Origin of the sequence: Vibrio maerlii, assembly GCF_003415655.1 — a bacterium.
GTDB classification, from domain to species: domain Bacteria; phylum Pseudomonadota; class Gammaproteobacteria; order Enterobacterales; family Vibrionaceae; genus Vibrio; species Vibrio maerlii.
This window is the reverse complement of sequence record NZ_QRHC01000036.1, coordinates 1-887: the sequence shown is the minus strand read 5'-3', so window position 1 is coordinate 887 and position 887 is coordinate 1. Positions and strand designations below refer to the sequence as shown.

Sequence of the window (887 nt, the reverse complement as noted above, 5' to 3'; positions counted from 1 at the left end):
ACTCGACTCCATGAAGTCGGAATCGCTAGTAATCGTGGATCAGAATGCCACGGTGAATACGTTCCCGGGCCTTGTACACACCGCCCGTCACACCATGGGAGTGGGCTGCAAAAGAAGTGGGTAGTTTAACCTTCGGGAGGACGCTCACCACTTTGTGGTTCATGACTGGGGTGAAGTCGTAACAAGGTAGCCCTAGGGGAACCTGGGGCTGGATCACCTCCTTATACGAAAGATTATTGCGATGAGTGTTCACACAGATTGGTATGGTTTAGAAAGTTAGAGCAACTCTTAGTGTCCCGTTCGTCTAGAGGCCTAGGACACCGCCCTTTCACGGCGGTAACAGGGGTTCGACTCCCCTACGGGATACCATCTTTAAGCATTCTTATGAGTGTGTTTAAAAATGGTTACTTCTTTGAAGTGATTAGCTCTTTAACAATTTGGAAAGCTGACGAATAACAACAATCCCCATATCTTCGGATATGCGTTGTTATTCAATTAAAAGTTCTCAAATCCTAGATGATGTCTTTTTATAAAGAGATGATTTAGGTACCAACACACATTCAAGTGTTCTTGGAAACACCACAGTTTACTGTGATGTTTAATATTTGAGTCCGGCAAAATCGAATGTCTCTCGCTCATTCAAATAATGAGAGACAAACCTTGGTTGTTTGCCATACACCTTTTTGTCTTCACTTTTAAAAAGTGAAAGCAAATCGAAACCTCTTGGGGTTGTATGGTTAAGTGACTAAGCGTACACGGTGGATGCCTTGGCAGTCAGAGGCGATGAAGGACGTATTAACTTGCGATAAGCCCAGATTAGACAGTAAAAGTCTTTGAGTCTGGGATTTCCGAATGGGGAAACCCACTTACATAAGTAAGTATCGCTG

General features: G+C 43.9%; 1 tRNA gene and 2 rRNA genes. All 3 read left to right on the top strand.

Features of this window, described 5'->3' with window-relative positions:
- Positions 1–224: ribosomal RNA gene (locus DPF91_RS21800) — 16S ribosomal RNA — on the top strand; the annotation flags it as partial.
- 69 nt (positions 225–293) lie between these two features.
- Positions 294–369, top strand: a tRNA-Glu gene (locus tag DPF91_RS21795).
- 366 nt (positions 370–735) lie between these two features.
- A 23S ribosomal RNA gene (locus DPF91_RS21790) occupies positions 736–887 on the top strand; the annotation flags it as partial.